The organism is Peptoniphilus koenoeneniae, from assembly GCF_030812875.1.
In the GTDB taxonomy this organism is placed as follows: domain Bacteria; phylum Bacillota; class Clostridia; order Tissierellales; family Peptoniphilaceae; genus Peptoniphilus_B; species Peptoniphilus_B koenoeneniae.
The window spans coordinates 64,716-87,395 of the sequence record NZ_JAUSTN010000007.1; the positions used below are offsets into that span (position 1 = coordinate 64,716).

General features: G+C 30.2%; 19 protein-coding genes. 15 read left to right on the top strand and 4 right to left on the bottom strand.

Going from position 1 to position 22,680, the window contains the following annotated elements; all coding sequences use genetic code 11:
* Positions 1-88 precede the first annotated feature (88 nt).
* Positions 89-1,219 carry a sensor histidine kinase gene (locus tag J2S72_RS07225; protein WP_023055960.1) on the bottom strand — a complete coding sequence of 377 codons (1,131 nt, stop codon included), beginning with the start codon at positions 1,217-1,219 and terminating at the stop codon, positions 89-91.
* Positions 1,216-1,890 (bottom strand): response regulator transcription factor, encoded by a 675-nt coding sequence (locus J2S72_RS07230; RefSeq protein ID WP_023055943.1) that lies wholly within the window; start codon positions 1,888-1,890, stop codon positions 1,216-1,218. Before J2S72_RS07230 ends, J2S72_RS07225 begins: the two co-directional genes overlap by 4 nt.
* Before the next feature lie 148 nt (positions 1,891-2,038).
* Here J2S72_RS07230 and J2S72_RS07235 point away from each other — a divergent pair, with 148 nt between their 5' ends.
* The 4 genes from J2S72_RS07235 (at position 2,039) to J2S72_RS07250 (ending at position 5,071) form a co-directional block, all read left to right on the top strand.
* Positions 2,039-2,164 (top strand): CD1871A family CXXC motif-containing protein, encoded by a 126-nt coding sequence (locus J2S72_RS07235; protein ID WP_442417718.1) that lies wholly within the window; start codon positions 2,039-2,041, stop codon positions 2,162-2,164.
* Entirely contained in the window at positions 2,151-3,050 is a 900-nt protein-coding gene (locus J2S72_RS07240) for a 4Fe-4S binding protein (RefSeq protein WP_052648947.1), read from the top strand. The genes J2S72_RS07235 and J2S72_RS07240 overlap by 14 nt, the downstream gene beginning before the upstream one ends.
* Positions 3,047-3,934, top strand: a complete 888-nt coding sequence (locus J2S72_RS07245; protein ID WP_023055902.1) for a TlpA disulfide reductase family protein — start codon at positions 3,047-3,049, stop codon at positions 3,932-3,934. The genes J2S72_RS07240 and J2S72_RS07245 overlap by 4 nt, the downstream gene beginning before the upstream one ends.
* Before the next feature lie 183 nt (positions 3,935-4,117).
* On the top strand, positions 4,118-5,071 hold the full coding sequence (locus J2S72_RS07250) for a DMT family transporter (protein WP_023055986.1): 954 nt from the start codon (positions 4,118-4,120) through the stop codon (positions 5,069-5,071).
* 60 nt (positions 5,072-5,131) lie between these two features.
* Here J2S72_RS07250 and J2S72_RS07255 read toward each other — a convergent pair whose 3' ends face one another.
* Positions 5,132-5,800 carry a hypothetical protein gene (locus J2S72_RS07255; RefSeq protein WP_023055978.1) on the bottom strand — a complete coding sequence of 223 codons (669 nt, stop codon included), beginning with the start codon at positions 5,798-5,800 and terminating at the stop codon, positions 5,132-5,134.
* A 55-nt stretch (positions 5,801-5,855) separates the two neighbouring features.
* Here J2S72_RS07255 and J2S72_RS07260 point away from each other — a divergent pair, with 55 nt between their 5' ends.
* The 7 genes from J2S72_RS07260 to trmB all read left to right on the top strand — a co-directional run bounded on the left by J2S72_RS07260 (position 5,856) and on the right by trmB (position 15,714).
* Positions 5,856-6,800, top strand: a complete 945-nt coding sequence (locus tag J2S72_RS07260; protein ID WP_036739686.1) for an RluA family pseudouridine synthase — start codon at positions 5,856-5,858, stop codon at positions 6,798-6,800.
* Complete coding sequence (locus J2S72_RS07265) at positions 6,763-9,108, top strand: heavy metal translocating P-type ATPase (RefSeq protein ID WP_023055922.1); 2,346 nt, start codon at positions 6,763-6,765, stop codon at positions 9,106-9,108. The genes J2S72_RS07260 and J2S72_RS07265 overlap by 38 nt, the downstream gene beginning before the upstream one ends.
* 113 nt (positions 9,109-9,221) lie before the next feature.
* Positions 9,222-10,838, top strand: a complete 1,617-nt coding sequence (locus J2S72_RS07270) for an alkaline phosphatase (RefSeq protein ID WP_036739707.1) — start codon at positions 9,222-9,224, stop codon at positions 10,836-10,838.
* Between the two features lie 208 nt (positions 10,839-11,046).
* On the top strand, positions 11,047-11,253 hold the full coding sequence (locus J2S72_RS07275; protein ID WP_023055910.1) for a hypothetical protein: 207 nt from the start codon (positions 11,047-11,049) through the stop codon (positions 11,251-11,253).
* 133 nt (positions 11,254-11,386) lie between these two features.
* Positions 11,387-12,727: a butyryl-CoA:acetate CoA-transferase gene (locus J2S72_RS07280; protein WP_023055900.1), complete on the top strand. Its 1,341-nt coding sequence runs from the start codon at positions 11,387-11,389 to the stop codon at positions 12,725-12,727.
* 142 nt (positions 12,728-12,869) lie between these two features.
* Positions 12,870-14,978, top strand: coding sequence for a 5'-nucleotidase C-terminal domain-containing protein (locus tag J2S72_RS07285; protein WP_023055961.1), 2,109 nt, complete (start codon positions 12,870-12,872; stop codon positions 14,976-14,978).
* Between the two features lie 97 nt (positions 14,979-15,075).
* Positions 15,076-15,714, top strand: coding sequence for a tRNA (guanosine(46)-N7)-methyltransferase TrmB (gene trmB, locus J2S72_RS07290; protein ID WP_023055913.1), 639 nt, complete (start codon positions 15,076-15,078; stop codon positions 15,712-15,714).
* Positions 15,715-15,808: 94 nt separating this feature from the next.
* Here the strand turns inward: trmB and J2S72_RS07295 are convergent, their stop codons facing one another.
* Positions 15,809-17,362 carry a stalk domain-containing protein gene (locus J2S72_RS07295; protein ID WP_023055944.1) on the bottom strand — a complete coding sequence of 518 codons (1,554 nt, stop codon included), beginning with the start codon at positions 17,360-17,362 and terminating at the stop codon, positions 15,809-15,811.
* Between the two features lie 1,086 nt (positions 17,363-18,448).
* Between J2S72_RS07295 and J2S72_RS07300 the strand changes: the two genes are divergently transcribed.
* Genes J2S72_RS07300 through J2S72_RS07315 form a run of 4 tightly spaced genes read left to right on the top strand, consistent with a single transcriptional unit; the run spans position 18,449 to position 22,493 of the window.
* Positions 18,449-18,805: a GntR family transcriptional regulator gene (locus J2S72_RS07300; protein WP_023055962.1), complete on the top strand. Its 357-nt coding sequence runs from the start codon at positions 18,449-18,451 to the stop codon at positions 18,803-18,805.
* A complete protein-coding gene (locus J2S72_RS07305) occupies positions 18,798-20,144 on the top strand; it encodes a PH domain-containing protein (RefSeq protein WP_023055990.1) in 1,347 nt (448 codons plus the stop codon). The genes J2S72_RS07300 and J2S72_RS07305 overlap by 8 nt, the downstream gene beginning before the upstream one ends.
* Positions 20,119-20,835 carry an ABC transporter ATP-binding protein gene (locus tag J2S72_RS07310; RefSeq protein ID WP_023055896.1) on the top strand — a complete coding sequence of 239 codons (717 nt, stop codon included), beginning with the start codon at positions 20,119-20,121 and terminating at the stop codon, positions 20,833-20,835. Before J2S72_RS07305 ends, J2S72_RS07310 begins: the two co-directional genes overlap by 26 nt.
* On the top strand, positions 20,832-22,493 hold the full coding sequence (locus J2S72_RS07315) for a permease-like membrane multi-spanning protein (RefSeq protein WP_023055924.1): 1,662 nt from the start codon (positions 20,832-20,834) through the stop codon (positions 22,491-22,493). Before J2S72_RS07310 ends, J2S72_RS07315 begins: the two co-directional genes overlap by 4 nt.
* Positions 22,494-22,680 lie beyond the last annotated feature (187 nt).

The following is a 22,680-nucleotide window of genomic DNA, read 5'->3' on the forward strand; positions in this document are numbered from 1 at the left end:
AAAGTAATTAAAGAATAATCCTTAAAATTTTTATATACTAAAAAAATCCCTGGAAAATAAAATCCGGGGATTTTTAATTTATAAAATATTAAATTTTATTTAAGGGTAAGCTTATTTTAAATTTGCTTCCAATACTACTGTCAATAACTTTAATATCTCCTCCGTGAAGTTTTAAAGTTTCGTAAACAAGAGCAAGACCCAGGCCAGACCCTTTAATTTTGTCCTTGGACTTGTCTGCCCGGTAAAAAGGCTTAAAAATATTTTCTCTTTCTTGAAAATCTATGCCAATACCGCTGTCTTCAATAAAGATTTCAGCAAAATTATTGTTTTTTATGGAACTTATATTTATAAAACCATTTTCTTTATTATATTTTATGGCGTTTTCAATTAAATTGAAAAAGACCCTGTAAAGTAAAATATCACTGCCTAAAATATTTATCTCTTCACACTTATTTCTAATGCTTATATTTTTTTTATCTGCAAGGGAAGAAAGATCTTGAATAACTTCATCAATAAGGGGCAAAAGTTCAATTTTTTCATTTCTTGGAATTGAATTAAGCTCGCTCATATCAAGAAGACTTGTAAGAAGTTTTGAAAGCCTATCCGTTTCATTTTTAATTTTTAAAATAAGGTCTTCTCTTTCTGCATCAGTCATAGGAAGATCTTTATAAAGATCAAGTTGAGATGCAATTACAGCAAGAGGAGTCCTAAGTTCATGGGCAGCCCTTCCAGTAAGCTGCCTTTGATTTTCAAAAGAGTTTGAAAGTCTAAAAAGCATTTGGTTAAAAGATTTACTTAAAACTCTAAATTCTTTAGCAACATCTTCATTAACCCTGTACTCAGTAATGTTTTTCATTTGAATTTGCTCAATCTGTTCTGAAAAATCCTTAAGAGGTTTTAAAGATTGTCCACTAACAAAATAAGCAACAATACTACCTAAAGAAGTTACACTTAAAGTTATAATCCAAGCCCTCTTATTAAAATTTACCTTTGTATCTGTAACCTCATCGGAAAATTTATCTAAAAAATCATTCATCCTGTATTGAGGGATGTTAATATAAATTTCATTTCCATTTTCAAAATTATTGACATAACCACCTAAAGAATCAATATAAAAAGAAGCAGTCCTGTTCATTAAAAGATTCATGGTTATACAGGTTATGGCAATTAAAAGACCGGTCATCAAAGTTATTCTCAGTTGCAAAGATATTTTTTTCATTTTTCTGCACCTAACAAATAACCTATGCCTATTCTGTTTTCTATAGGATCATAACCCATTTGGCTTTTTAATTTTTTTCTTAAAGCCGAGATATGCACTCTTATGGAATTACTCATAAGGTCCACACTGGAATCCCAAACGTGTTCTATAAGCTCCTCTTGACTCACAGGACGGCCTAAATTCAACAAGAGATATTCCAGTATGCCTGTTTCTTTTCTTGTTAAATTTAAGGGATTTCCATCAACCTTGGCAATTCTCTTTTTAGTGTCAAAGGATATATTTTTAAAATTTAATTCCGTATTATTTTGAATAAAATTCCTTCTTGTTAAACTTCTTATTCTTGCCTTAAGTTCATCTAAATGGAAGGGCTTTTGCAAAAAATCATTGGCGCCAGCATCGAGACCTTCAACCTTATCTTGAATTTGGCTTCTGGCAGATAAAATTAAAACCTTGGTTTCTTTGTCAAAAGTTCTTAAATTTTTAAGAATTTCCATTCCGTCAATTTCAGGCAAATTTAAATCAAGGACTATAAGATCATAATTTTCAACTTCAACCATTTCCATGGCATCATTTCCCCTTGAACAAGTATCAACTTCATAACCTGAAGCCTTTAAACTTTTTTCAATTGTCTCTAAAAGTATTTTTTCATCTTCTACAATTAAAAGTCGCATATTACCTCCCTTTCTATGAATAATTATATCAAAAAAATATAAAGTTTATGTTAAGTTTTATTTCTTAACAATAATTTTATACAGGGGGGTGTATTATAGAAACATAAAATGTGAGAGGGTGGTAAAAATAAAATTTAAGAAAAATAAAATTTTACAAATATCTCTTCTTGTTCTTGCCCTCGTCTTTATAGGCTATGGGGCAAAAAGAGGAGAAATGGCAACAGTTCTTGCAAAAGCAATTAAACTTTGTCTGGAGTGTGTTGGAATTGGATAGGATAAATTCAAAAATTTTAGCAAAATTCCGCTACTTAATTCAAATATTTGCAAGCTTACTTACAAATATCCATTTGCCAAATTTTTTAAAAGGACAAATTTATAGGGGTGGAGGCAAAAATTTCTGCGTGCCCGGACTAAATTGTTATTCCTGTCCAGGAGCAGCGGGAGCTTGTCCCATAGGAGCATTTCAAGCTGTAGTAGGCTCATCAAAATTTAAATTCAGTTATTATATAAGCGGATTTATAATCCTTATGGGAGTTTTACTTGGAAGATTTATATGCGGATTTTTATGTCCCTTCGGATGGTTTCAAGAAATATTGCACAAAATACCCACAAAAAAATTCTCGACTAAAAAATTTAAAATTTTAACTTACTTAAAATATTTAATTTTATTAGTTACAGTTATGATACTTCCTGTGGTATTAACAAATAAATTAGGTATGGGTAATCCATATTTTTGTAAATATATTTGCCCAGCAGGAGTATTAGAAGGAGCAATTCCCTTATCTCTTGTAGATAAAAGTATAAGAAGTGCCTTGGGAAATTTATTCACTCTTAAATTTACAATTTTAATAATAACAATTGTATTGAGCATTATATTTTTCAGACCTTTTTGCAAATGGATCTGCCCCTTGGGAGCCTTTTATGCACTTTTTAATCACATATCTCTATTTAAAATAAATTTAGATCAAAATAAGTGTATAAGTTGTAACAGATGCGTAAAAGCTTGTAAGATGGATGTAAATGTAAGAAAAGACCAAAATCACAATGAGTGTATAAGGTGCGGAATGTGTATAAGTGCCTGTCCAACTAAAGCCTTAAAATATAATTATGGCTTTGATAAAGAAAGTGAAAATAAAAAAATATTGGAGGAAACAAAATGAAATTAAAAAAATTAGGAGTATTTGCCCTTGCGGCAACAATGGTATTTTCTTTGAGTGCTTGCTCAAAAAAAGAAGGAAATGCAAATCAAAAAGAAGGACAAAAAGTTGAACAAAATGAAGATATAGAAGGTAAACTTAATGAGCTTACAAAAAAAGAAAATGAAATCTTTGAAAAGCACAAAGGTCTATGGGAAAAAGCCTTTAGCAAGGCAGATAAAGCTGACGTAGAAGCAAGCAAGGAAATGGCTTATGAAGACTTTTTGGCATCTTTAGTAGAAAAAGTTAAAGGGGACTTAAAGGAAGAAGAAGTAAAAAGCCTTGAAGAAGATTTAGAAGCAATAAAAGCAATTGAAAAAGAAATGGCACCCTTAAAAGAAAAAATGGCAAAAAATGTCCAAGAAAAAACAAAAGAAAACATGGAAAATAAATTTCCTGAATTTAAAGCAAAAGACTTAGATGGAAATGAAGTAACAAGTGACACCTTTAAAGACCATGCAGTAACTTTAGTAAACTTTTGGTTTAACGGTTGTGCCCCTTGTGTAGGAGAACTTCCTGACCTTCAAAAATTAAATGATGCAATAAAAGAAAAGGGTGGACAAGTAATAGGAATAAACACTGAATGTATGGATAACAACGAAGGTTCAGTAAAAGAAGCAAAAAATATAGTGAAAGAACAAGGAGTAACTTATTCTAACCTTATTTTAGATTCACAAAGTCCAGCTGGAAAATTTGCCCTAAAAATTATGGCATTTCCAACTTCAATCTTAGTAGATAGAAATGGCAACATAGTAGGAGATCCTATAGTTGCAGGAGTTGACAGAAAAGATGTCTTAGAAGAAGTTCAAAAGAGAATAGACCAAATAATAGCTAATGACAAAAAATAAAATTAGATAATGTCTTCTTAAAATTAAATAAATAAAGAAAGCGGGCATTTTGCCCGTTTTTTTATTTTGTAAAATAAAAATCAAAAAAAATAAAAATTATCTTTAAAAAAGCAGTAGATTAGGTATACGCTAAAAAGCGAGAAAAAAATCTTATTTTATAAAAGATAAGACCAAGGAGGAAAAATGGAAAAAAACAAAAGGAAAGAAATGGAAGAAAAAAGGGAAAAAGGCAATTTAGGAAAACTATTTTTACTTATAGTAGCAATACTTTGGGGAAGCTCCCTTACCTTTGTAAAAGTTGCATCAGCAACCTTTAAGCCTAACATGATACTTGCCACAAGATTTACAATTTCAGTAATAATACTTGGGATTATCTTTTGGAAAAAAATAAAAAAAATGACAAAAGACGACCTTAAAAGCGGACTTATAATAGGAGTTTTTTTATTTTTAGCATACTCAGTTCAAACCGTAGGAGTTGGCTACACTGATCCTGGAAGAAGTGCATTTTTATCAGCATCTTATTGTGTAATAGTTCCATTTATTTCCTGGTTTGCCATAAAAAAAAGACCGGATAAATTTAATTTAATAGCAGCAGTTTTTTGTATAATAGGAATATATTTCGTATCCATGACGGGAGGAAATGGAGGATCAGTTTTAGAAAGAGGAAAAGAAGCAATCTTAGGCGATGCATTTGCTATTTTAAGTGGATTTTTATTTGCCTCCCATATAGTTGCAGTTGCAAAATTTTCAAAGGGAAAAGACCCGATTTTAATGACAATTTTACAATTTTTTATGGCAGCAGTTTTATCTTGCCTTGCAACCTTAATCTTTGAAGACAACTCAGGTCTAGTCATAACAAAAGAAGCCATATTGGAAGTTTCCTACTTGGCAGTAATGTGTACAACAGTCGCTCTTTTACTTCAAAACATAGGTCAAAAATATGCAAGTGCATCTTCTTCAGCTATAATACTTGCTCTGGAATCAGTGTTTGGAATATTAATTCCTGTACTTATTGGAATAGAAGCCTTAACAAAACATACAATAATAGGCTTTGTAATGATATTTCTTGCAATAATAATCTCAGAAACAAAATTAAGTTTTTTAGGTCTTGGACAAAAAAATAAAAAATTTATATAAAAAACCGATGGAAAATTGATTTTTAAATTTCAATTTCCATCGGTTTTTTAAATGTAAATTTTATTTTGTGAAAATTTCAATTATTTTTGAAACTCTTATAGGACTTGTAAAGACAAAATCTCCTTCTTTAAATTTATCCAAGACTCCCATTTTTTCACATTCATTTAAAAAAGCATTTTTATCTTTAATAACTCCAGATTTTAAAAGTTCTTCCGCAACATCTGCAGCCCCCATGGCTTGGGTAACTTTTATTTCATATTTTTTAGAAGTGGAGTTTGATAAAAGAACTAAAATATCTCTGACTTTTAAATCTTTTTTCATCTTATAGGCGCCTGGTTGAAACTTATTTTCTATTGCCATGTCATAGCACATTTTCTTAAAAGTAGGTATATCTTTTATAAGTCCCATATCCTTTAATATCTTTCCCAAGGTATCAAGATCGCAGGCTTCAGGAATATTTACAGTTACATAATTTAATTCATCCTCATTTTCTATAAAGGGAATTTCTTTAGGTTCTTCCTCCTTATTTGTAAGGGAGTGAAATTTTTCTTTTAAAATTTTTGCTTCTTCCCTTAGAGTTAGTTCTACATTGCTGTTAACAAGGGCAACACGATTCATGTGGTCGTTTCTCCACTTTGCAATAAAAAGAAGAAATAAAATTACAAGAGCTACCAGTAAAAAACCCAGTAATTTAAAAAACAATTCTTTTAATTTTATAAAAAAATCCAATTTATCACCTCAATTATTCTTTAAGTATAACAGAAAATGGGTATTAATTAAACTGATGAAAGAAATTATTATTTACAAAAACGATTCAAACCAGCGAATTGACAGGTTCTTAAATAAATTTATGCCGGAAGCTTCTAAAACTTTAATCTATAAATCTTTGAGAAAGAAAAATATTACCTTAAACGGCAAAAAAGTAAGTCCGGAAGTTTTTCTTGAGGAAGGAGATAAAATTCAAATTTATTTTTCAGATCAAACTATAGAAAAGTTTAGAAGAGAAGAAAAAAGGACTTTTTCTTCCAAGCCTAAAATTATTTATGAAGATGAAAATATTGCTCTTATTAATAAAAATAAGGGCCTTTTAAGTCATAATGACCAAAAGGTCTTTCAAAAAAATGCTCTTGATATGTTTGTGGATTACTTAATTTTTAAGGAAGAATATAATCCTCGTCTGGAAAAATCTTTCAGACCTGCAATTTGCAACAGACTTGACAGAAACACATCGGGCATTTTAATCGGAGCTAAAAATGCTGAGGCTTTAAGGGAAATAAATTTTGCCATAAAAAATAGACATGTGGACAAATTTTATTTAACCCTTGTCAAGGGCAAAACTCCAGACTTTTTTGAGGATAGGTCCTACATGGTAAAGGATGAGAAAAAAAATTTAGTTTCAATTTTTGATAAGGAAAAGGAAAATGGAAAATTAATTGAAACTCATTTTAAGACTCTTTCTTATGCCAATGGATATAGTCTTTTGGAAGTTAAACTAATTACAGGAAGGACTCATCAAATTCGAGCAAGTTTAAATCATCTTGGCTATAAAATAGTGGGAGATCCAAAATATGGATTTGCAGATTTAAATTTAAGAAGCCAATTTTTACACAACTATAAGTTAGTTTTTCACAACTTAAAAGCCCTTGATTATTTAAACGAAAGAGAATTTATTTGTCCTCTTGAAGACACATATGAAAAAGTTTTACAGAAAGTTGGTGTTAACTATTAAAGAAAAATTTAATGTAAGTGGAATGACCTGTTCCGCTTGTCAACAAAGCGTTGAAAAGGCAGTTAAAAATTTAAAAGGCGTTAATGAGGTTTCAGTAAATCTTTTAAATAACTCTATGCTTGTGGATAGGGATGACTCTATAAGTTATAAGGAAATAGAAGAAGCTGTAAAAAATGCAGGTTATGAAGCAAGTTTAAAGGATGAAAAAAAAGAGGGAGAAATTACAAAAGAAGATCCCTTTGAAGAAGATTATAAAAATATGAAAAAAAGACTTTTTTGGTCTTTTTTATTTATGATTCCTCTTTTTTATATTGCCATGGGATCAATGATGGGTTTTCCTCAACCGAAATTTTTTGTGGGAAGAGAGGGCCTTTTAAATCTTGTCCTTACTCAGTTAATCTTAACAAGCCCAATTCTAATTATAAATAAAAAATATTTTACAGGCGGTTTTAAAGCTTTATTTAAGGGTCATCCAAACATGGATTCCCTTGTAGCCATAGGTTCTTTTTCAGCCTTTATATATGGAATTTTTGCCATTTACAGATTGTCAAATGGATTTGTTATGGGAAATGAAGAACTAATTAAAAGATATTCTCATGAATTTTATTTTGAATCAGCAGGTATGATTTTAACCCTAATAACTCTTGGAAAATCCCTTGAAGCAAGGGCAAAGAGAAAAACTACAAGTGCAATTAATTCTCTTATGAATTTAGCTCCTGAAAAAGCTATTGTAGAAAGAGAGGGAAAAGAAGTTGAAATTGATGCAAAAGACCTTGTTAAGGGAGATTTAGTAATAATTAAACCGGGAGCAAATATTCCAGTAGACGGTAAAATTATTTATGGAAATACAGATATTGACGAATCTGCCCTTACGGGAGAATCCATTCCAGCAAGTAAGGGTCCTGGAGATAAAGTTTATGCAGGAACTACAAACAAAACAGGTTTTATAAAATTTGAAGCAACTGAAGTCGGAGAAGATACAAGCCTTGCAAAAATTATTGAACTTGTTGAAGATGCAAATGCAACTAAAGCACCCATAGCAAAACTTGCAGATAAAATTTCTGGAATTTTCGTTCCCTGTGTAATTTTAATTGCAATAACTTCAGCAATGTATTGGTATTTAAAGGGAGGGGATTTTGAATTTTCTCTTTCTATTTTAATAAGCGTCTTGGTAATTTCTTGCCCCTGTGCCTTGGGTCTTGCAACACCAGTTGCCATTATGGTGGGGACAGGTAAGGGAGCAAAACTTGGAATACTTTTTAAATCTGCTGAAGCTCTTGAAAATTTACACAAGGTAAATACTATTTTAATGGATAAGACAGGAACTATAACCTTGGGAAAACCTCAAGTCAGTCAAATAATTTTAAAGGGCATAAGCCATGATGAGGCGATTAAAATTTTATCGGGACTTGAAAAACATTCTGAGCATCCCTTGGGACAGGCTATAATTAAATATGGAGAAGAAAAAAATTTAGAACCCTATGAATTTAATGAATTCTATTCTTTAACAGGCATGGGAGTTTCCGGAGTTTATAAAGATAAAGCCTATCTTGCAGGAAATTTAAAACTTGTGGAAGAAGAAGAAATAGAAAATGAAGATTTTAAAGAAGAATTAAAAAATCTTTCTCAAAAGGGAATGACTCCAGTTTTTCTAACAGATCAAGAAAAAGTTTTGGCTCTTTTGGGGCTTAGAGATAATGTAAAAGAAGATTCAAAACTTGCCATAAAAATGATGAATGACTTAGGTTTTAAAACCATAATGGTAACAGGAGATAATAAAATAACAGCAAATGCCATTGGAAAAGATTTAAATTTAAGTGAGATTTATGGAGAAATTTTACCTCAAGATAAGGAAAAAATTGTAAGAGATCACCAAAAAAATGGAGATTTTGTCGCCATGGTAGGAGATGGAATAAACGACTCGCCAGCCCTTGCAAGAAGTGATGTGGGAATAGCCATAGGGGCAGGAACCGATATAGCAATTGAATCGGCAGATGTAATCTTAATAAAAAACAGCCTTATGGATATTGTAAATGCCTATAAGTTGTCAAAAGCAACTATAAAAAATATAAAAGAAAATTTATTTTGGGCATTTTTTTACAATACCATAGGAATTCCCATAGCGGCAGGACTTTTTTACACCTCCTTTGGTCTTAAATTAAATCCTATGATAGGAGCCTTGGCAATGAGTTTTTCATCAGTATTTGTAGTAACAAACGCCTTAAGGCTTAACACTTTTAAGATTCATGAAAATAAATTTGAAAAAGACTCCTTTGAAGAAAATAAAATAATTATAAAAAACTTATAAAATAAAAAACCTTGGATTTAAAAATCTGAGGTTTTTTTAAATTTTACAATAACTAAAAATTAACATAACATTTAGGCCTTATAATTAAGAAAAATCAAATGGGGGAAATAAAAGTGAAGAAATTTAAAAAATTCATATCCTTAAGCTTAGCGGGATTGATGTTAATTCCGAGTATTGCTTTTGCAAAAGAAAAAGATTATGGCAGTGCAAAAAATATTATTATGATGATACCAGACGGAACAAGTGTTGAAACTGTAACTGCCGCAAGGTGGATAGATGAAGACAATCATCTTACAATGGACGAAATGTTAACAGGACTTGTAAAAATTCATAATTCAAACACACCAATTGCAGACTCCGCACCAGCAGGAACAGCAATGTCCACAGGAATAAAAACTGAAACTCCATACATTGCAAGTTATCCTTCAAAATCAGGTCTACCTAATTCAGTAGAACTTGATAAAGAAAAAATAAATATGCCTATTGCAACAATTCTTGAAGGAGCAAAAAATATAGGAAAAGCAACAGGAATCGTTTCAACATCAAATATTCAACACGCAACACCAGCAGACTTTTCAAGCCATTATCCAAACAGAAATAAATATGAAATTTTAGGAGAACAACAAGTTTATCAAAAAATGGACTTAGTTTTAGGAGCTGGAAGCAAATATCTTTCAAAAGAAGAAAGAGCTGACAAAGAAGATTTAATTTCAGAAATTAAAAACTTAGGCTATGAATATGTAACAGATACGAAAGGCTTAAAAAATGCAAAAACAAATAAAGTTTGGGGCATGTTTGATCCATCAGCAATGAGTTATGACGTTGACAGAGATCCTGAAAAAGAACCGGCACTTTGCGAAATGACTGAAAAAGCATTACAAGTTCTTTCAAAAAATGACAAGGGCTTTTTCTTAATGGTTGAAGGTTCAGAAGTCGATTGGGGAAACCACGCAAATGATCCAGTAGGAGCCTTAAAAGACTTGTTAGCTTTTGATAAAGCTGTAAAAGTTGCAAAAGACTTTGCAGATAAAAATAAAGACACTGTAATTATTATTGCAGCTGACCACGGAACAGGCGGATTTACCTTTGGAAATAAAAAAATATCAAAAGGATATGACAAAGCACCTTTAAAAGATTTTGTAGATGTAATAAGATTTTCAAAAGCATCAGCAGGAAAAACTGCAGAGATGATTAAAGCCGACAGAAATAAAGCTCAAGAAATAATGAAAAACATTTATAACCTAGATTTAAGCACTGAAGAATTCAATCTATTAAAAACAGTAGATGAGAAAAAACTTGATGGCGAAATTGCAAACATTGTAAGTTTAAATTCAAATGTAGGCTGGACAACTGGCGGACACACAGCAGGAGATGTAGGACTATATTGTTATTCAACAAGCGAAAATGCCAAGGTTTTAAAAGGGCTTATAAACAACTGCGACATAGGAAATTATATGGCTGATTTATTTAATATAGATCTTCAAGAAATGACAGATAAATTTTTCCTTGAAGCAAGAAAAGAATTTGAAAAAATCGGAGCAGAAATAGAATTTAAAAATCAAGATAACAATCCTGTTTTAACTGCCAAAAAAGGCGATAAAGTTTTAGTAATTCCAATGTATAAAAATTATGGAATTATAGGCGGAGAAAAAATTGATTTGGGATCCGTTTCAGTATTTAACGGAAGCAAAGTATATGTTTCACAAAAAGCAATAGATCTTCTTAAATAAACCTTGAAAAAATAGGCACTCTCCTAGAGTGCTTATTTTTTTGTAAAATTTTCAGTATAAAGATCATTTTTTCTTATGGTATAATAAGTGAATAAAAGATCATTTTTTCTTATGGTATAATAAGTGAATAAAAGATCATTTATATTTATCAATTTCATTTTTTAAAACTTATCTTACAAAGGCAGAAGCTGTAAGCTTTTTAAACAGAATGTTTAACAGAGTTGCAGATGCGATTGCCATTGAAGGTTTTGAAAATTCTTTAAATTATTTTAATGATTTAAAGAAAACTGATTGGTTCTACTATGAAATTGTAGAAGCTTCAAATAGTCATGAGCTTATTAGAAGAGATAAGAGTGATAAATATAACAGAACTTATGAAGCTTGGACAAAGGTTTTTGATATAAAAAATAAATAAAAATTTATGAAAGCGGCTTATTATTAATAGGCCGTTTTGTATTTAATAATAATTTTATGAAATGAATATTAAATTAAAACATGATATAATATTTTTAAAAGAAATGTTTTCACATAACAAATAGGAGGCGTTTATGGATTATAAAAAAGAGTATGCAGATAAATTAATCAGCGCAGACAAGGCAGCAAGTCTTGTAAAAAGTGGAGATTATATTGATTTTGCTTGGTGTGTAAATACACCTGTTGCAGTTGATAAGGCTCTTGCAAAAAGAGCTAAGGAATTAAAAGATGTAAAAGTTCGTGGTGGAGTTTTACTTTGGGAACCTGAAATTTTTAAGGCCGATCCCAATGGAGATGCTTTTATTTGGCTTTCTTGGCATTCAGGTGGTGCTGACAGAAAAAGAATAAATGCAGGAGATGGAGGATTTTATATTCCTCTTAGATATTCAGAACTTCCAAAATATTATAGAGAAAATTGTGAAGTTGATGTTGCCTATATTACTACAACTTCTATGGACGAACATGGCTATTTTAACTTTGGACTTTCAGCGTCTCATTTAATGGCTGTTATTGAAAAGGCTAAGGTTGTTGTTGTTGAAGTTAATAAAAAAATGGCAAGGGGACTCCCTGGTTTTGAAGCAGATGTTCATATAAGTAATGTTGATTATATTGTTGAAGGGGATAATCCTGATCTTGGACAACTTCCAAAGGGTTCTTTCGGACCTGTTGATGAAAAAGTTGCAGAGCTTATTGTAGAAGAAATTCCGAATGGCGCTTGTTTACAACTTGGTATTGGCGGAATGCCCAACGCAGTAGGTTCATTAATTGCCAAATCGGATCTTAAGGACCTGGGAGTTCATACTGAAATGTATGTTGACGGTTTTGTTGATATGTATAAAAACGGAAAGATAACTGGAGCTAAAAAAACTATAGACAGATTTAGACAAGTTTATGGTTTTGCAGCAGGTTCACAAGAAATGTACGATTTTATAAACAACAATCCTCAATGTATGGCTGCACCTACAAGTTATACAAATGATGCAAGAGTTATTTCTCAAATAGATAATTTTATTTCCATTAACAATGCCGTAAATATAGATTTGTTCGGACAAGTTTCGTCTGAATCCAGTGGCTTAAAACATATTTCAGGTGCTGGCGGACAACTTGACTTTGTTCTTGGGGCATATTTATCAAAGGGCGGAAAATCTTTTATTTGCCTTTCTTCAAAGTTTATGAATAAAAAAGCAGGACAAGAAGAATCAAGAATTGTTTCAACTCTAGCTCCAGGATCTGCTATTACGGCAGCAAGACCTAATACTCACTGGGTTGTTACTGAATATGGAAAGGTAAATTTAAAGGGCATGTCCACATGGCAAAGGGCTGAGGCTTTAATTTCCATATCAGCTCCAGAATTTAGAGACCAATTAATAAAAGAAGCTGAAAAAATGAATATTTGGAGAAGATCCAACAGATAAGATTAAAAAAAGTGCAGAAATGCACTTTTTTTAATTTCAGTGTAAAAATTTTCATTAGAAACTTTAAAAAGAAACTTATTAAGATGGAAAATTTATATGATATATAATAAAATTAACTTATCAAATATAAGGAGGAATTATTTTGAAAAAGACACTTTCAATTGTGCTTTCATTTGTAATGTTGTTTACACTTGTTTTTTCTTTTCCTTTTGCAGAAGAAAATAAAGATGTAAAAGAAATAGTAATACTTCATACAAATGATACACACTCAAGAGCACAAGAAGACGAAAAAGGTAAAGCAATAGGTTTTGCAAAACTTAAAACTTATCTTGAATCAATTAATGATAAGAAAAACACTATTGTTTTAGATGCAGGGGACACTCTTCATGGAAAGACATTTGCAACTCTTTCAAGAGGCGAATCTATAGTTAAACTTATGAATGAAGTTGGCTATAGTGCTATGGCTCCTGGAAATCACGATTATAACTACGGATACGACAGACTTGTAGAACTTTCTAAAAAAGCAAACTTTCCATTCTTGGCTGCAAACGTTGTAAGAGATAATGGAAAAAGAGACTTTAAAGACAATACAATAATAGAAGTAAACGGAGTAAAGATAGGTCTTTTCGGACTTTGCACTCCTGAAACTCTTTTTAAATCAGCACCGGCAAACACAAAGGGAATTAAATTTATAAATCCTATAGACTGTGCTAAAGAAGAAGTAAAAGCTTTAAAGAGACAAGGGGCTCAAGTAATAATAGGAATAGGTCACTTGGGACTTGATAATTCTACAAAGGAAGAATATCGCTCAGAAGGACTTGTAAAAGCAGTTGATGGAATAGACATATTTATTGACGGTCATTCACACACAGCTCTACAAGATGGAAAGAGAGTAAATGATACTTTAATTGCACAAACAGGGGAATATTTTCACAACATAGGTAAAGTTGTAATAAAAGTACAAGACGGAAAAGTAATAGACAAAAGTGCAAGCTTAGTTGATTTTCAATCATTAAAAGATCAAAAGGGTGATCTTAAAGTTTTAGGCATGATAGAACAAGTTGAAAAAGACAACAAACCTTTCCTTGAAAAAATAGTAGGAAAGACAAAAGTTGAACTTGATGGAAAAAGAGAACACAATCGTGCTATGGAAACAAACTTAGGAAACTTAATAACAGATGCAATGAGACAAGTTGCAAAAGCTGACGTTGCTATAACAAACGGTGGTGGAATAAGAGAAACAATAAAGATGGGCGATGTTACAATGGGTGACGTTTTAACAACATTCCCATTTACAAACTACACTGTAAGCGTAAAAGTTACAGGAGAAGATATTGTAAAGGCTCTTGAAAACGGAGTATCAAAAGCACCTGCTCTTGACGGAAGATTTCCACAAGTAAGCGGATTAACTTTTAAATTCGATCCTTCAAAAGAACCAGGATCAAGAGTATTTGATGTAATGGTAGGAAAAAATCCTATAGATCTTAAAAAAGAATATACTCTTGCAACAAACGACTTTATGGCAACAGGCGGAGACGGATATGAAATGTTTAAGGGCAAAGTTCAAATAGGTCAATTTGAACTTCTAAGCGAAACATTAGCAAAATATTTTGCAGCAAATGGAGAAATAGAACCTAAAGTTGAAGGCAGAATAATAAGCGCAAGTAAAGATAATAAAGCTGAAGAAAAAGGCTTTATGGACATAAATAATCACTGGGCAAAAGACTATATAAATTATGTAACTGAAAAGGGATATTTTGCAGGACTTACAAAAGAAAAATTCGGACCTGAAGAAAATGTTACAAGAGCAATGCTTGTTACAGTAATAGGAAGATACGAAAAAGTTGATCCAGCAAAATATACACAAACAAAATTTTCAGACGTTAAAGGAAACGAATATTACGGACCATATGTAGCTTGGGCAGCAGAAAATAAAATAGTTGCAGGATATGAAGACGGAAGTTTCAAACCAAATAAAGAAATTTCAAGAGCTGAAATGGCAGCAATATTTGCAAGATATCAAAAAGATTTCAAAAAAGTTGAAATAAAAGAAGATAAAAAAGCAGAATTTAACGACATGGAAAAATTCCCAGCATGGGCAAAAGAAGATATTCTAAACTGTGCAAAACTTGGAATAATAACAGGATTTAAAGATAACAGTAAAAAAGACGGAACTTATTTCTTTGATCCTACAGGATCATCAACAAGAGCACAACTTTCATCAATAATGTACCACTTGGACAACAAATAAAAATTAATAAAAAGATAGAAACCTCGAAATTTTTCGGGGTTTTTATTTTTTTAAAAATTTAAGTTATAATGAAAATATTATAAAAAGAGTGGTGAACATGAGACTTAGAAAAAAACATTTTGCAATACCGGAGATGAAAGAAAACCCCTATGTTTATTTTGAAACTCAAGGCTTAAAAGATTTATGGCAAGAGATTTTTGGCAACAATAATCCCATAAGAATAGAACTTGGAGGGGGAAAGGGTCAATTTATTTCCATACTTTCTCAAAAAAATCCCAACTATAATTATGTAACTTTTGATAGAGAAACCAATGCCTTTATCTATGCCGGAAGAAAAATAGAAGCCTTAGAAAATAAAAATGTAAGAGCTGTTGCCATAGATATAGAACAAGTAGGGGAGTGTTTTAAGGAAAATACAATTGATAAAATTTATATAAATTTTTGCAATCCATGGCCCAAAGAAAGACACAAAAAAAGAAGGCTGACCCATCCGAGATTTTTAAAAGAATATAAAAAATTCTTAAAAATTGGCGGTACTATAGAATTAAAAGTAGACGACAGAGATTTATTTTTAGAATCTATAAAATACTTTGAAGAAAACGGCTTTGAACCAGTGGAAAAAACCTTAGACATGAAAATGGAAGACTATCCGGACAACATAGTGACAGAATATGAGAGCAAATGGAGAAAAATGAACAAGCCCATTTGTTTTGGAATCTTCAAAAGAATAAAATAAGTTTATAAATGTCTGTTTAGACATTTATTTTAAAGTTGAAATTGAAAAAAAGAGCTGGGAAATTTTCCCAGCTCTTTTTTCTATAAATTTAAAATTATTTTACATTTATTTTAATAGTCCTACTAGTCTTATCCCATTCAATATCCTGTTCAATACCATCATCACTATTACCATTTGTAAGGGAAAAGATTTGTGAAATCTTTGTAAGAGGCAGTAAAATTCTTCCCTTCATGCAAAGAACTTTAGAATCAAGTTTTATAATTTTACCATTGGATAAAACAATCTCCTTGCCATCAATTTGAATCTTTGCGCTTAAACCGTCCTTGGTAAATTGAGCAGTCCTTGTAGAAGCATCCCACTTAACATCAGCTCCGATTAAATCTGAAATAAATCTTAAGGGAAGCATAAGTCTTGAATCTTTAATAATAGGAGATACATCTGTAAATAAGTTTTCATCTTTTCCATTATCAGATTTAATAAAAGATGTCTCCCCGATTTTTAATACATAAGTTGCAGTAACCTTTGTATTTTTTTCCTCATCCTTTTTATCTTTTTTATTAGTTGAAGCATTTCCTATATAAAATTTCCTGTAACTTCTTGAATGATTTAGTGGATAATCATTCTTTTTTGGTCTTAAATAGGATATTTCAAGATTTCCAGTGTTTGTAGTAAAAAGTCTGCCATTTTTATTTAAAGTTACCCTTATAGGACCATTTTGATTTTCTAAAATAGTTCCATGCTTAGGATCTGTACTTATAGAATTTGATGCAAAATCATTAAATTTAACTTCTTTTTTAAGTCCATTTTGATCCACCAAGTTTATGGAAAGCTTTGATAAATCTAATTTTTCTTTAGAAGAATATCTAAGTCTTGGTTGATTTTTAACTTCAATACTTTGAATATAATCAGGTTCAAAGTCGAGGACCTTTATTGTAATTTCATCCTCTTTTGCAGAATCGGAACTTAAACTTACAAGGAGGATTTTACCATCATCAGCCTTTGTTAAAGGTCTATCTTCTAAGGGTTTACCATCAAACTTTAAATTAAATTTATTCATTGAATCTTTATAAGAAAATTCTTTTTCTTTGTCATTAGTATCAGTTAAAACAATTTTAAGATTATCTAAATCAAGTTTATCGCCAGCAATATAAGTTTTTTTAGTATCTTCCTTAAAGGCTAGGGTCTTAATATTACTCTCATCAAAAAGACCTGATGTAACTGACAAAGGATTTGTTTCTGCAGGAGGTACATTTCTTGTAGATGAAGTAATAGAAATTTTAATTTTTTTGCCGTTGTCCTCTTGTGTTAGAATCTGCCCATTTTGATAGTTAGTTGTCAAACCATAGTCACTAAAATCTGCAAATCTAACTACTTTTGAATTAAAGTTAGAATCTAATAAAGTTACACTAAGGTTTGAAAGGTCCAATTTATTTTTATTTTCATCACCATATTTGTAATTTAATTTAGGCTGATCAGTACAAGTTATACTTATAATATCGTTTTTGTTAAAGTTAGATACAGTTTGCGTGGAAACATTACCATATTCAATACCAGTATTTCCTTGTGCATGGGCATTAGCTGGAAGTATAGCCGGTATCATTACAAAGGCTAAAGCTAAAGATAGGGGTTTTTTAAAATTATTATTCATTTATTAAGCTCCTTTTCTTATTTTTATAATTTTAAATTTTTTGTTAAGTTCTTTTAAAGTTAAAGATACTAAAAATAAGTATAAAGGAGCGTCTTTATGGTTTTCAATATCAGATTATTAAGATTTGCCTAAAGAATTTTTTGAAAAATTCTAAGATTTTTCTTAGAAAAGACAAATAAAATTTTTTATGCTCTAGGTGAAGCATTTTTAAAATTAATTTTAAATTACTTAAGAAATCCTTTCATTTAAACAAACCTCTTTTTTATCATAACCCTTAAAAATCCTATAGGGACCAATTTATTGGTCCGCTTGTATAATGTGAGAGAACAAACCATACATTTGATTTAAAATTTATTTTAAATTTACATTTTTATTTTGTTTTTAATTTTTCAAAATACATTTTTTCTCCATTTATTCTTTTTCATTTTTTTATTTTGTTTTAATAAATTCGCCTGACGGCGACCGGACCAATAAATTGGTCCCTACATTCGCTTGCATAGGTTTAATCTTTTGAAACATCTTCGCATAAAATTACCCCACATTCACGTGTGGGATTTTGTGGGCTGTAGGGACCGGTTTACCGGTCCGTGTGTTTTTTGTGGGAGAACAAATATTGCATTTTTTATAAAATATTTTTTACGCTTTACGTAGAGCATTTTTATTTTAAATTTTTTCAACATACCTTTTTTCTACAATTTTTCTTTCTCATTTCTTATTTTATTTCAAATTATTCGCCTGACGGCGACCGGACCAATAAATTGGTCCCTACATTCGCGTGCAGGGCTTTAATCTTTTGAAACATCTTTGCATAAATTTACCCCACATTCACGTGTGGGTTTTTGTGGGCTGTAGGGACCGGTTTACCGGTCCGCGTGTATAATGTGAGAGAAAAAATTTAGCATTTTTTAAAAATTTTTTTACGCTTTACGTAGAGCATTTTTGTTTTTTATTTTGTTTTGTTTTAATAATTTCGCCTAAGGGTGACTGGACCAATGGATTGTTTTCTACATTGGGTTGTATTTTAAATATAAATAAAAATTATTGTAAATTTTGTATTACTTGTTATAATACAAGTAGGTGGTATTTATGATTATAAAAATTGATTCTATAAGCCAAATTCCTATTTATTTACAGCTTAGAAATGAGATTGTAAGGGGTCTAGGGCTTGGGCTTTTAGAAAGGGGAGAGGAGCTTCCTGCCATTAGAAAAATTGCCGATGAACTTAATATAAATCCTATGACTGTGCAAAAAACTTTTAATATTTTAAAAGCTGAGGGTTTTATAGAGATTGATAGAAGAAGCGGGGCAAGAATTTATAGGGATGGCAATCTTAAAGATAAAAATTTTATAGAAAGTTTAAGAAATCAAGTTATTGAAGCTAAGGCAAGGGGTTATTCTTTTGATGATATTTTAAAAGTTTTGGAGGAGGTTAGGGATGTTTAATCTTATTATGTTTTTAACTTATATTTTTATTTGCATAATAACCCATTTTCAAATGGAAAATGCTTTTAAATATAAAAATGGATACCTATTTGCTACAAGGATTCCTTTTTCTTATATGGAGGATGAAAGAGTTATTGAAATTCTTGAAGATGGCAAGAAAAAAAAGAAGATTTTTCTTTTTTTAAGTCTTCTTATGGCTATTAGTATTTGGATTTCTGGCGGCTATTCAGTTTTTTTCTTCAGTCTTTTTATGATTATTCAAGTTGCTATTTATAATTTGATTATTTATAAGTGCATGAAGGACTTAAGAGCTTATAAAAAAACTTTTATAGGTGAAAAACATGATTATAAATTTACTGACACCAGGGCAAGCATAGAAATAAATAAAGAAAGGGTAAAGCCTTTTTATTATTTTCTTTTAATATTTTTAATGCTTTTAAGTATGAGTTTCACTCTTTTACTTATAAAGGGTCAGATGGGATTCATCCTATCTTTTACAAATTTTATTCTTATTTCGAGTTTAATTTTTATTGCTTTTATTTATAGGCAGCCTGTAAGAGTTTATTCTCAAGATACAAGGATAAATATTGAAAAAAATACTGAAAATATTATTAAGAGGGAAAGGGATTTTTTAAAAATAGGTTTTATATTTTGCCTTTTGTCTTTTCTTTTAGCTTTTATTTTAAGAAGGGATTTTTATAATATAAATTTTTTAATTACCTATGTTATTTTATTCGGTTTATCAGTCCTATTTATGTTTTTTAAATATTCCAGGGAAGATTCAAAGGGAAAGACAGATTTAGTGCAAGATGAAGATTCATATTGGGATATTTTCGGATATAAAAATCCCAATGATAGGAGAATTTTTATTCCTTCCCTTATTTTTTCGGGAAATTTTGAAATAAATAGGGGCAATAAGTGGGGCAGGATTATTTTTATAAGTATAAATCTTATTGTAATATTACTTGTTTTTTCAATTCCCTATTTTTTAAGTCCTTCACCTTATAAATATGATTTAAATGAAAATTCCATAAGCATCAAGGCAAAATTTTATAAGGACAGGATAGATTTTAAGGATATAAAAGATATTTCTCTTGGAGATTTTCCTAATGTAAGAGCTGTAAGGACAAATGGAACAAGCATTGAAAGTCAAGGATACGGATCTTTTTCCCTTGAGGGGTTAGGAGATGTAAGGCTTTATTATTACAAGGACTGCAAAGAAGTGATTACAATAAAGGGCAAAAAAATATATATGTTTAATGAAAAGAATAAAGAAGAAACTGAAAAATTATACAAAGAAATAAGGGGGACTTATGATAAATATAGAAAATCTAAGTAAGAGCTTTGGAGATAAACTTGCTCTTGATAATTTAAATTTAAAAGTTAAAAGGGGAGAAATTTTTGGATTTTTAGGGCCTAATGGGGCAGGAAAAACTACAACTATTAAGATGATTGTAGGCATGCTTAAACAAGACAAGGGACATATTTTAATTGATGGAATAGATACTCTTAAAGATCCCATTGAGGCTAAGAAAAAATTTGCCTTTGTTCCAGACAATCCAGATGTCTATGAAACTATGACTGGCAGGCAGTATTTAAATTTTATTGGAGATGTTTTTGAAATTTCCCTTGATAAGAGGGAGGAAAATATAAAAAAATATCAGGAAATTTTTGAAATGAAGGAAAATCTGGACCTTTTAATTTCTTCTTATTCCCATGGTATGAAACAAAAAATCGTCCTTATGGGTGCTTTAATTCACGAGCCGGACCTTTTAATTTTAGATGAACCTATGGTGGGTCTTGATGCAAAAAGCTCTTTCAGACTTAAAAATATTATGAGACAACTTTGTGATTCAGGAAAATCAGTATTTTTTTCAACCCATGTTATGGAGGTTGCGGAAAAAGTTTGTGACAGGATTGCCATTATAAATAAGGGAAAGCTTATTGCCGTAGGAAGTCTTGAAGAAATTAAAAATCAGGCTGATGATGAGGGAAGCCTTGAAAAAATATTTTTGGAGCTTACAGAATGAGAGAATTAAAATTACTTCTAAAAAAAGATTTTTATTTGTCCTTTACAGGACCTTTAAAAAAAGCGAAAGCAAAAAACAAGGGTTTACGTGGATATTTGCAACTTGTCCTCATAGGAATACTTTTTATATATTTTTTATTTTTATACTTTGCCCTATTTAATGGACTTATTCTTCCAGGTATTAAAAGGGGACAAAGTCAAAATATTTTATCCTTTTTCACAATAGCCATTTCCCTTGTGGCTATAATTTTTACGGTGGCTGAAATTATTTCAAAAATTTATTTTTCCAATGATGTAAAAATTCTTTTGAGCTTGCCTATTAGAAGAAACAATATTTTCATGTCTAAGATTTTAGTTTCAATGATTGATATTTGTGGACTTTGCCTTTTGGGATTAATTCCCATTTTTTATGGGACTTTAAAATACACGGATATAAATTTTTTCACTATGTTTGGGATTTTATTTTTAAATTTTTCAAATATTTGCTTAACTTTAAGCTTAATAAGTTTTTTAATTGTGGTATTTATGAAAATTTTCGGTGGCAGGGGAAATTTAAAGAATTTTCTACAAATTATAGGCTTTTTATTGATTATGTTTTTATCTTTTGGGCCTCAAATTATAGTTAACAGATTTTTTGCCTCTGGAGCAAATATTGATTATGAAAAGCTTTTAAATTTAATAAAATTTATTTTTCCGCAAATTTTTATTTTAAGTAAAATTTATACTTTAAACAATTTTTTAAGTTTAATTTTAGGAATTGGAGCCTTGATTTTTGACTTTTGTATTTTTTATTTTTTAAGCTTTCCTCTTTCGAAAATTATGGCTGAAGGAGTTTTAAAAAATGAAGTTACAGCAAATAAAAAAGCCCACAGGACTAAAAATAAGAAGACTTCCGCAAGCTTTGCAATTGGAAAAAAGGATTTATTAAATATTGTTAAAACTCCAGTTTATTTTTTCAACATAGGTATTACGGGAATTATTTTTCCAATACTTTTATTAATAAATTTAATAAATTTAAGTTCAAAAAAGGGAAATTTTGAAAGTTTAAGGAATTTTTTATCTAATTTAAACACTTACGGTTTAAAAACTTTTGATATTTTTATAATTTTTGCCTTTTTATTTTTCCTTTATAGTATTTTTTTACAACCTTCAACTTTAACCTCTTTCACAAGAGAGGGAAAGAGCATTTATCTTATGCAAACTTTGCCTATTTCTTATGAGGATCAAATAAGGGGAAGACTTTTTGCCTCTTTATTTTTTCAAATGTTAAATATTTTACCTATGATTTTTTTAATAGGCTATATTTCAGGCTTTAAGCTTATAAATATTTTTGCCATGTTTTTAGGGGGGATAGCAGGAAGCTTTTTTTCTTCAATTTTCGGACTTTTATTTGGGATAATTTATCCAAAGTTTGATTGGGACAATCCTCAACAGGCAGTTAAGAAAAATTTTTCAATTTTTATTTTTAACTTAATTTCTCTTGGAATAATTGGCCTTTTAATAATTTTTATCTACCTTTTATTTAAAAAGTTTAATTTGGACTTTAATATTATAAAAATTCTTATTCTAATATTAATTTTATGTTTTTTAATTTTGTCAATCTTTTTAAAAAAGAGGTCAAAAGACCTGCTTAGGGAAAAACTTCCTAGTTACAACTAAAAAAACTTTTTTAACTTTTTAAGGGCGATTAAAAATCGCTCTTTTTCTTTTCTGTAAAAATTTAAGATTTATTTTATTTATAATATTTAGGCTAAAGTCAATATATTTTATAAGATAAGATTGTTATTATTTATGATGATTAATTCACAAGGGCTTTTTTTAGTGTTATAATGAAGAACATGAAATA

Coding starts and splice junctions, on each gene's coding strand:
- J2S72_RS07280 (WP_023055900.1), top strand. CDS start 11,387: ATGGATTATAAAAAAGAGTATGCAGATAAATTAATCAGCGCAGACAAG.
- J2S72_RS07225 (WP_023055960.1), bottom strand. CDS start 1,219: ATGAAAAAAATATCTTTGCAACTGAGAATAACTTTGATGACCGGTCTT.
- J2S72_RS07230 (WP_023055943.1), bottom strand. CDS start 1,890: ATGCGACTTTTAATTGTAGAAGATGAAAAAATACTTTTAGAGACAATT.
- J2S72_RS07300 (WP_023055962.1), top strand. CDS start 18,449: ATGATTATAAAAATTGATTCTATAAGCCAAATTCCTATTTATTTACAG.
- J2S72_RS07315 (WP_023055924.1), top strand. CDS start 20,832: ATGAGAGAATTAAAATTACTTCTAAAAAAAGATTTTTATTTGTCCTTT.
- J2S72_RS07260 (WP_036739686.1), top strand. CDS start 5,856: ATGAAAGAAATTATTATTTACAAAAACGATTCAAACCAGCGAATTGAC.
- trmB (WP_023055913.1), top strand. CDS start 15,076: ATGAGACTTAGAAAAAAACATTTTGCAATACCGGAGATGAAAGAAAAC.
- J2S72_RS07245 (WP_023055902.1), top strand. CDS start 3,047: ATGAAATTAAAAAAATTAGGAGTATTTGCCCTTGCGGCAACAATGGTA.
- J2S72_RS07265 (WP_023055922.1), top strand. CDS start 6,763: ATGAAAAAGTTTTACAGAAAGTTGGTGTTAACTATTAAAGAAAAATTT.
- J2S72_RS07305 (WP_023055990.1), top strand. CDS start 18,798: ATGTTTAATCTTATTATGTTTTTAACTTATATTTTTATTTGCATAATA.
- J2S72_RS07310 (WP_023055896.1), top strand. CDS start 20,119: ATGATAAATATAGAAAATCTAAGTAAGAGCTTTGGAGATAAACTTGCT.
- J2S72_RS07275 (WP_023055910.1), top strand. CDS start 11,047: ATGTTTAACAGAGTTGCAGATGCGATTGCCATTGAAGGTTTTGAAAAT.
- J2S72_RS07295 (WP_023055944.1), bottom strand. CDS start 17,362: ATGAATAATAATTTTAAAAAACCCCTATCTTTAGCTTTAGCCTTTGTA.
- J2S72_RS07250 (WP_023055986.1), top strand. CDS start 4,118: ATGGAAAAAAACAAAAGGAAAGAAATGGAAGAAAAAAGGGAAAAAGGC.